Origin of the sequence: Flavobacterium sp. (genome assembly GCF_020217025.1) — a bacterium.
GTDB lineage: Bacteria > Bacteroidota > Bacteroidia > Flavobacteriales > Flavobacteriaceae > Flavobacterium.
In genome coordinates this window covers 1-10,000 of record NZ_JAIWOF010000116.1, presented here as the reverse complement: position 1 = coordinate 10,000, position 10,000 = coordinate 1, and the positions used below count along the sequence as shown (strand labels likewise).

Here is a 10,000-nt window from a genome sequence, read left to right as displayed (position 1 = left end):
TATCGTAAATAACAGCAAAAAAGAACGATGGATAAGAGTAATTGGAAATCCAGAATATGAAAATGGTAAATGTGTAAAATTTGTAGGGAGTTTTCAAGACATAACCGACCGTAAAGAAACAGAAGAACGATTAAAAAACTTATCCGACAATATTCCGGGTGTCGTTTATCAATATATTCTTCATCCTGATGGTAGCGATCAAATTAAAAATGTTAGTAAAGGAGCAGAAAAAATTTGGGGACATACTGCAGATGAAATTACAAACAACATTGACTTAGCATGGAATCAAATCAAATCAGGAGGCGATTTTGAGGCAGTAAAACAAAGCATTGTTGATTCTGTAACAAATAAAACAAACTGGTCTATCAAATTCCGTTCGGTTGCTCTAAATGGAGAAAAACGCATACTTCAAGGTTATGGAAAACCTGAATTTTCTATAGACGGTACCATTCTTTTTAATTCCATTTTATTAGATATTACGCAAGAAACTCAAAATGAAGAACTATTAGCACAAGTAACCAAATTAGCAAAAATAGGAAGTTGGGAACTTGACTGTATAAAAAATAAAATGTATTGGTCAAACACCGTGTATGAACTTCATGAAACAGATCCAGCTACGTTTATACCCAATTTAGAAAATGGCATCAATTTCTACAGAGAAGATTTTAGACAAATGGTGGCAGAAAAAACAACAATAAGTTTAGAAACAGGAATACCTTTTGATTTCGAAGCCGTTCTTTTAACTGCCAAAAACAAAGAACGTTGGGTAAGATCCATAGGAAATGCTGAAATGATAAATGGAAAATGCGTCCGTTTATACGGTAGTTTTCAAGACATTCACGAACAAAAAATGGTGGAGCTGCAAAAAAACAGCTTTCAAAATACCTTAGAAAATAGTTTAAATGAAATTTATATATTCGATGCGGATACCTTCCAATTCATTTATGTCAACAAAGGAGCGCTAATCAATATTGGGTATTCAATAGAAGAAATGAAAACCCTAACTCCTATCGACATTAAGCCTGATTATACGGTGGAGGCGTTTAAAAAACTGATTACTCCATTAGTAAACAAGGAAAAAGAAAAACTAATTTTCTTTACAAATCACAAACGTAAGGATGGAAGCCTATACCCTGTAGAAGTGCATTTACAATTAATAGCAGAAAACAACCAAAGAAGATTTTTAGCTGTAATTTTAGATATAACAGAACGCATAAAGACAGAAAAAGAAATCAGCGATAGCGAAGAAAAAAGAAAATTAATCATGAGTGGCGCATTAGATGCCATCATTTGTATCGACACCAATGAAACAGTTACTTTTTGGAATGCACAAGCTGAAGTGATTTTTGGATGGAAGGAAACAGAAGTTATTGGGCAGCAACTATCAGAACTAATTGTACCTGAACCCTACAGAAAACACCACAGAGAAGGCTTAAAACACTATCTCAAAACGGGAGAAGGAAAAGCGCTTAACGTTCTATTAGAATTGAGTGCCATCAAACGAAACGGAGAAGAATTTCCAATTGAACTAACGATAATACCTATTAATCAAGGAGAGGATTTATTTTTCTGTGCCTTTATTAGAGATATAACAGAACGTAAAAAATCAGAAACAAAAATTCTTCAAGCAAATGAACGTTTCGAGATAGTAACACAAGCAACTAATGATGCCATTTGGGATTGGAATATTAAAGAAAAAACCTTTTTTAGATCTCAGAATATTCAAAAGTTTCTTGGAGATGATACACCTTCAAATTTAGAAGAAAGTCAATTTTGGAATGAAGACTTTCACCCTGACGACATTAAAAAAACAAAAGAAAATTTATCTAACGCCTTAGATAATCCTGATGTAAATAGATGGGAAGCAGAATATAGAGTTTTTAATGAGTCTGGAAAGATTGTTTATGTGGTTGATAGAGGCATTATTTTACGTGATAATGATGGAAAACCAACTAGAATGATTGGCGCAATGACTAACATCACCGAGCAAAAAAAGCATGAAGCACAACTTATTGCGTTAAACGAATCGTTACAATCGTATGCCAAAGAATTAGAACGTTCTAATGAAGAATTAGAGCAATTTGCTTTTATAACCTCTCACGATTTACAAGAACCATTACGAATGATTTCCAGCTTCATGGATCAGCTAAAACGCAAATATGAAGACAAATTAGACGACAAAGCTTTACAATATATCGAATTTGCTACGAATGGTTCAAAACGAATGAAGCAAATTATTTTAGATCTTTTGGAATATTCTAGAGCAGGAAGACCAACAGATTACGTTGAAGAAGTTAACGTAAACGATATAATTACAGATTATAAATTGTTAAGAGGAAAAATTATTTCGGAAAAATCAGCCACGATTACACATGAAAAAATACCAAACATTCAAACTTACAAAACGGGCTTAACACAAATATTTCATTCACTATTAGATAATGCAATTAAATATTCGAAAAATGAAATAGCGCCTAAAATTGAAATAACTTGTAAGGAAGACGATAAGGAATGGACATTTGCCGTAAAAGATAACGGTATTGGAATTGAACCAAAATTTTACAACAAAATTTTTATCATTTTTCAACGTTTACATAATCGTGAAGAATATGAAGGAACGGGTATTGGACTTTCAATTGTAAAACGCCATATAGACTTTTTAAACGGTAAGATTTGGGTTGAATCTAAAATTGACGAAGGTTCTGTATTTTATTTTACAATACCTAAAACAAACAGCAAACCAATTTTGCCACAATAATTAAAAATAAAAGCGAACAATAAAGAAAAGAATCCTAGCTAAATTTATATAAAAAATCGCACAATAAAAACAGGCAAAGGTTTGATATTCAATAAAAAAATGTAATTTTACATAAAGGTTGTAGAAATCAAAATTGGGACTAAAAAAGTTTCTTTTCCATCTAATAAAATATTTAAATATGAGTTTAGAATCAAATACTGTTCACATACTCCTAGTTGAAGACAACGAAGGAGACATTTTACTTACACTCGATGCTTTCGAAGAAACTAAAATAAAAACAGAAATTAGCGTTGCAAGAAATGGTAAAGAAGCAATAGATTTCCTTTTTAAACAAGGAGATTTTTTAGATGTTAAAAAACCAGATCTGATTCTTTTAGATATCAACTTGCCCATTTATAATGGTCATGAAGTATTAAAGAAAATCAAGAATGATGAAAATCTAAAGAAAATTCCTGTAATTATGTTAACCACTTCAGCCTATTCAAATGATATCAATCAAGCGTACGATAATAATTGCAATAGCTATGTAAAAAAACCTTTAGATATGCATGAATTTTTAGATGCAATATTAAAAATAGAAAATTTTTGGCTCGAGCTATGTACATTACCAAAAGAAGAATAAACAAATATCAATAAAGAAGTATTTTTTTATAAAAATCTATATTGTTTTGAGCAATTTCATGCAGTTCAAACTTTTCTAAAACAAAACGTTTTGCTTGTTTTGCAACTTCTTGAGCTTTTTGAGGATTACTTAAAACTTGAATAATTGTATTCGCAATATCTTCTGGATGATGAGGATTACACAACCAACCTGTTGCACCATCAACAATCACTTCTGGACCTGGTCCTAACTTGGTAAAAATCACAGGTTTCTCCATTGCCATAGCTTCGGGAGCAACCAAACCTAAGGTTTCCATGTGGGAAGGAAATATACAAACAGCAGCTTTAGCATAAGCATTTGGAATTTCAGTAAAAGGAACAGCTCCATAAAAAACAACATCCTTGGCAAATACACCTAACTTAGGTAATTCGGTTGCTTTCAACATTTTCATGTAAGAACTACCATCGGGAAAGAACCAATCTCTTCCATACAAATTCAAAATAGCATCTGGAAATTTTTCTTTAACCAATGGAAAAGCTTGAATCAATTGACGGACTCCTTTCTTTTCACAAATCGTCCCTGCAAAAGTGATAGTATTGGCTTCAATTGCTACTTCTTGAGGTTGAAACAATTGACCATTAATGGGATTAAAAATAACTTCAACTGGCTTATTATGATAACTCAAATACGTTGCGGTATGACTTTTAACATAATTAGAAACCGCAATAAATGCATCAGCTTTTTTAAAGGAGCGCTTTTCCTGAAATCCTTTCCACCAAGTAATCCCTCTGTTTTCCCCTTCAGCAAAAAAATGATGGCCACCATGTAGGCGAATCACGTATTTTATTTCTTTAATTTTAGGCAAAAATGCAAGAGACAATTCGGCTCCTTCTACGATATCAATGGGATTCTTTTTATGAATTGCAGCAATGGTTTTCGCTATATTTTTTGAATTAAAATACCAAGCTAAACCTTTGACGTTACTTTTCCGAATTCTTATAATGTGCACTCCATTTACACTTTCTGTTTCATCAACTGGGGTATAATTCAACCCTATAACCGTAACCTGAAGATCATTTTTAACCAAAGCCTCAGCCATAGTTTTTACAAAACTACCCAAGCCTCCATGTGGAAAGCCTGCCTTTGGATATTCGTTGGTTAGGAAACAGATGTGCATTTAACTGTAAATTTTTATAAATTCTTCTATTGGTAAATAAAAACTATTTACGTTCTTTTTTATTGTTTTTTCGTCCCAATTCCACCAAGCTATTTTGTTTAATTTTTGAATAACAATTGCGTTATGCTTAAAACTAATCACTTTTGCAGGTACACCTCCAACAACGGCGTAATCAGGCATATCTTCTGAAACAACTGCTCCCGCTAAAATGGTAACTCCATTACCTATTGTTACATTAGGCAATATAGTTGCTCTAGCTCCAATCCAGACATCATGACCAATAGTAATATTTTGCTTTTGAGGTGGTAATTGATTTGTGATATTCTTTACTTTATAGGTAACAGAATTAATTACAACGTCATCTTCTTTATTTAATACTTCATGGAATAAAGGAAAACTCGTAATTTCACTTTCTCCATGATAACCCGAGTCACATATAAAATGTACATCGTTTGCAATCGAACAAAAATTACCGATAACTAATTTACTATTGGTATTCCATCGCCATACATAAGCTCCATTATCATAAGAATTCTTACCTAATTGAACCCAATCGGCATCTTTTAAATTTATATGTTTCTTGTTTTTAAGGAAATTATAAAAATTAATTCCTAAAAACTTCCAAATTAATCTTCTTAAACTATTTATCATAAAATAATACGTTTGAAATATTCTGGGAAGCCTCACTAGCATCTTCTATGACAATTTCAGTCCATCCACGGATATTCTTAATATCAAAATTAGATTTAAATTCAGCCATTAACGTTACCAAATTGTCTTTAGAATTCCACCACAAAACAACATTGTTATTAGGCATACTTTTAAAATGCTGAAATTGATAAATTGTTTTTACAGACCAATCGGGATTTACCTTTTCTTCCTGGTCGTAATTTATATAGATACATGGTTTATCAAACATGCCAAAATCGAACGCCATAGTAGAACCTAAATTTACAACAACATCACTATAATACACAGTTGAAACTAATAACTTAACATCCTCAGGTAAGGGATAAATAGTGGTCCAACTGCTATTAGGTTCAAAATTCCACAAAGGTGGTGCTTGCTTAATTAAATTAGGATATTGGGAAATAATCTTTTCAAATCTACCAGAAATATCTACAGGACATCTTCTCAATAAAATTTGATATTCATTATCTAAATTATTTTTAATCAACTCATCTGCTAAATCAGCTAAATATTGTGGGTCATCTGGACAAGTCAACACATCATCTCCCGAATAACAAATGATTTTTTTATTCAAATCTAAATTATATCGAGTATAAAACGCTTCTTTAGGGATAATATTTTCAGAATGCTGATAACATTCAAACTGAGGAGTCCCAGTAATAAAAATTTGACTTGAAGCAATTTCAGGATAATATAATTTCAATTCCTCCTTCATGCAATCAGACCAAACCAAATATTTATCGGCTTGCAATGCCAATCTTGCTTTTGGTAAATTATCCCAAGAATAAATAACCGTAATAGTTTCAATTCCTAAATCTTTTGCTGCTGCAAAAATAGGAGCACATTGCACACCTCTTTGATGGGAACAAAAGAGTTTTTCAGGAGCTTTAACCAGTAAAATTTCGCGCACTTCATTATAAAAAATGGAATCTCTTATGGTTTTTTGATATCTTTTTTCAAGTTTTAAAATACGCTCATAACGCGAAAATCCATACGATGCAAATTCAATAAATTTATAAAATAAAGTTTTAAAAAGACCTTTATGGTGGGTTTTCCAATTGGTTAAAACAGTAGGGTTGTTTACTAACTTAGCATTGTGTTTTAAACGAGCAAAACAAATTAATTCCCTAAGAAACTTTTCTTTTAAAGATTCAGAGTATTTAGGAATGCTTATCGTATTTTGAATAGCTGTAATATCTTTAACTACTTGTTCGGTTTTGGTATCAAAAGCATGAAATAAAACCAATTCCTTTTCCCTACCTTTAAACACATTAGAATACAAAAAATTTCGTATCCCAACACCATCTGGAAAAAGAAGCATTATGTTATGTTTAGTTTTACTCATTTTTAAAATCTAAATCTTTAATAATTGTAGCCGTAAATAATCTAGCTCCTTTATCATTCAAATGGCCACAAGATGAAAAGTATTGATCTCCCTCCACTACATGTTCGTACTCTTTAATTTCAGGATACAAAGCTTTTACTTTTTTAAAGTAGTCCATTCCTTTTACATTAGAACACATAGGCGTAGTAACCGCAATCAAATTGATGTGGTTCGCTTGACAAATGTGCTTAATTTCTTCAAAATATCGGTTACGTAAAGGCACTAAATTGGCAATATTATTTTTCATATTCGCTTTTGGATTAAATCCTAACGGATAATAACCCTTGTTTGCCAGTGCGTTCGTAGGTTCATTAACTAAGGTTTTATACCAAGCTCTAAACCCTATTTTTTCATCAAATTGAATATAACGATAAAACGGTACATAATACAATTCGGTAAAATCAGCTTCATTTGCAAAATGGTTCGTTATGGTTTTCGATTGGTGCATAAACGGCATAAAACGTCCGAAAGTACCATCATCACGTTTTTCGTTAGATAGGTTTAAATCCGTTTCTACGATTACATTTTTTATGTTCCAACCACGTTCTACCATCAATTTCAATAGCAATGACGTTTCAAACAAATGGGCGCCACTCATTCCATAATTAAAGGTTTTCAGACCTTCTTTTTCAAACAATTCGGATACAAAATGATTATTAGCTCTAGAAGTTCCTAAAATAATCACATCATAGTTTTGTGGTTTCGAATTGATAACGTGTTCCACTTTATTTCGAGTTTCCGATTGCGCAAAAACAGTAGTATAAATAAAATCCAATGCAAAAGCAGAGAGCAAAAGCACTAGCAAAATTTTTCCGATAAAGACTAAAAAGGGTTTCATTAGAATTGGAAATAAATAAATTCTTTATAATCGGAATATACGCCTAAAGCCAATAAGGCCATAATCGCTAAGGTTACTTTAACCCAACTTGCTTTCCCTGACAAAGGTTCTACTTTAGAACGATTGAACCATTCTACAAATACAAAAACCAATACCAAAAATAGCAATTCAAAACTATATCGCTCGTTACTCAAATACTGTGAATCAAAATGCAAATCGGTCACCATTTTTTGAATATACCCAATAGCTTCCGAAATCGATTTGGCTCTAAAGAAAATCCAAGCAACAGTAGTTAAGGCAAATGTACCTAAAATAGTTGAAATGGTTTTTACACTATTGAAATCCCAACCCATTTTGATATCGCCCATATTAGAACGATTCTTATTTTGTAATAACAAAGGCAAGAAATATATCGCATTCAACAAGCCCCAAATAATAAACGTCCAGTTAGCGCCATGCCAAAAGCCACTCACTAAAAAAATGATGAAGGTGTTTCTCACTTTCATCCACATCCCTCCTTTACTCCCGCCTAATGGAATATACAAATAATCGCGAAACCAAGACGATAACGAAATGTGCCAACGGCGCCAAAACTCAGCAATATCTCTAGAAAAATAAGGGTAATTAAAATTCTTTAATAAATCGATGCCAAATAATTTAGACGTTCCCAAAGCAATGTCAGAGTACCCAGAGAAATCACCATAAATTTGAAAGGCAAAATATACGGCTCCTAAAAGTAAGGATAACGAATTCATGGATTCATAATTATCGAAAACCGCATTAGCATACGTAGCACAACTATCCGCAATAACTACTTTTTTAACTAATCCCCAAATAATTTGATAAACCCCTTCTTTGGCTTTTTCAAAATTAAAATGACGTTTGATTTTCACTTGTGGCAATAAGTGCGTGGCTCTTTCAATAGGTCCCGCCACTAAAAGCGGAAAGTAACTCACGAATAATGAGTAGTCGATAAAATTGCGTTCAGCTGTGATGCGTTTATAATAAATATCAATCACATACGACAACCCATGAAAGGTATAAAAAGATATTCCAACCGGAAGAATTAATTTCAATAAAAAAGGATTCGCTTGAAATCCGAAACCATGCAACAAATCAGCAAAAGATTGCGCAAAAAAATCATAGTATTTGAAAATTCCTAAAAACCCTAAGTTAATCCCAATAGTTAACCACAACCAAAACTTTCGTTTTTTATCGGTCGTACTGGTTTCCATCATGATGGCACTGAAGTAATCCAATAAAGTAGAAAACACCAATAAAAACAAAAAACGCCAATCCCAACACGAGTAAAAATAATAGCTCGCTATAATGAGTACCGCATTCTGAGTGGTTTTGTTTTTATGAAACACCAACCAATACAACAGAAATACTATCGGAAGAAATAGGGCAAAAGATAAGGAGTTGAAGAACATTTAATTATCTCTAAATTGTTTTTGATGATTGAGTTGCCAAATATCATCATTTAATAAGGATTTCAAAAATAATTCGGCGCTATTTCCTTTTCCGAAATCACTTTCTGTTGGTTGTACTTGATGCGTATCAATAACACTCAAAGCTTTAGAAATTTGTTCTGATGTATAATCAACATTGATAATATCGGCGTGAAGTGCCCTATTTTGTTGGCGTGTTCCAATATTGATAATCGGTAAACCATAATAAGGAGCTTCCCGAATGCCCGCACTACTATTTCCAATAATGAACTGGGATTTTTTTAATAAGGTTAAGAAATATTCAAAACGTAAGGATGGAAAAACTCGAAAACGAGGATTTCCTTTTAATCTTTCGTACGCTTTTAAAATGGTTTGACTCCCTAAATCGTTATTGGGATACACTACCACATAATTATGATGATCAGCTAATAAAGCATCCACAAAATGATCTGCGTATTCCTGCATAAATTTGGCTTCTGTTGTCACCGGATGAAACATCGCAACAGCATAGGTATCAAAGGTAATATCATAATACTGTTTTGCCGTTTCTAAATCAGGTAACGTATTGGAAAACATAATATCTACATCCGGAGAACCGATTGTAAAAATAGCATGCTCTAATTCGCCCATTTGAATCAAGCGTTTTTTGGCTTGAGGGTTAGAAACAAAATGCACGTGACTCATTTTACTGGTTGAGTGACGAATCAACTCATCGATAGTTCCAGAGACTTCTCCTCCTTCAATATGCGCTACTAAAATATTATTCAAACTTCCAACGATAGCGCCCGCTAAGGCTTCCACTCGATCGCCATGAATCACAATCATATCAGGCTCGCAAGATTTCACATAAGCAGAAAGTCCTTCAATGGTCTTCGCTAAAGTCAAATCCATAGTGGTTTCATGGGTGTGATTTTCAAAGGTATGAATATTGGTAAATCCACATCGCTCTACTTCTAACAAAGTATAACCATATTCTTTTTGCAAATGCATACCCGTAACAAAAATAAAAGGTTCAAATTCGGGATGCGCTTCCAAAATTTGAATCAAGGATTTTATTTTACCAAAATCGGCACGAGTACCGGTAAGAAATAGGATTTTTTT

At 32.7% G+C, this 10,000-nt stretch carries 8 protein-coding genes; 2 read left to right on the top strand and 6 right to left on the bottom strand.

Annotated elements, in window-relative coordinates; translation table 11 throughout:
* Both LDL23_RS05750 and LDL23_RS05745 read left to right on the top strand, forming a co-directional pair.
* Window positions 1–2,758: PAS domain S-box protein (locus tag LDL23_RS05750; RefSeq protein ID WP_291264856.1), on the top strand; the 2,758-nt coding region annotated here is incomplete at its 5' end.
* 178 nt (window positions 2,759–2,936) lie between these two features.
* Window positions 2,937–3,380 (top strand): response regulator, encoded by a 444-nt coding sequence (locus tag LDL23_RS05745; RefSeq protein WP_291264855.1) that lies wholly within the window; start codon window positions 2,937–2,939, stop codon window positions 3,378–3,380.
* A gap of 7 nt (window positions 3,381–3,387) precedes the next feature.
* Here LDL23_RS05745 and LDL23_RS05740 read toward each other — a convergent pair whose 3' ends face one another.
* From LDL23_RS05740 to neuC, 6 genes are all read right to left on the bottom strand, one after another.
* Window positions 3,388–4,536 carry a glycosyltransferase family 4 protein gene (locus LDL23_RS05740; protein ID WP_291264854.1) on the bottom strand — a complete coding sequence of 383 codons (1,149 nt, stop codon included), beginning with the start codon at window positions 4,534–4,536 and terminating at the stop codon, window positions 3,388–3,390.
* On the bottom strand, window positions 4,537–5,187 hold the full coding sequence (locus LDL23_RS05735) for a CatB-related O-acetyltransferase (protein ID WP_291264853.1): 651 nt from the start codon (window positions 5,185–5,187) through the stop codon (window positions 4,537–4,539).
* A complete protein-coding gene (locus LDL23_RS05730) occupies window positions 5,177–6,571 on the bottom strand; it encodes a CDP-glycerol glycerophosphotransferase family protein (protein WP_291264852.1) in 1,395 nt (464 codons plus the stop codon). The genes LDL23_RS05735 and LDL23_RS05730 overlap by 11 nt, the downstream gene beginning before the upstream one ends.
* Window positions 6,564–7,448: a hypothetical protein gene (locus LDL23_RS05725; RefSeq protein WP_291264851.1), complete on the bottom strand. Its 885-nt coding sequence runs from the start codon at window positions 7,446–7,448 to the stop codon at window positions 6,564–6,566. The genes LDL23_RS05730 and LDL23_RS05725 overlap by 8 nt, the downstream gene beginning before the upstream one ends.
* A complete protein-coding gene (locus LDL23_RS05720; protein ID WP_291264850.1) occupies window positions 7,448–8,881 on the bottom strand; it encodes an MBOAT family O-acyltransferase in 1,434 nt (477 codons plus the stop codon). Before LDL23_RS05720 ends, LDL23_RS05725 begins: the two co-directional genes overlap by 1 nt.
* Window positions 8,882–10,000 (bottom strand): UDP-N-acetylglucosamine 2-epimerase (gene neuC / locus LDL23_RS05715; RefSeq protein WP_291264849.1); only part of this gene is annotated, 1,119 nt, incomplete at its 5' end.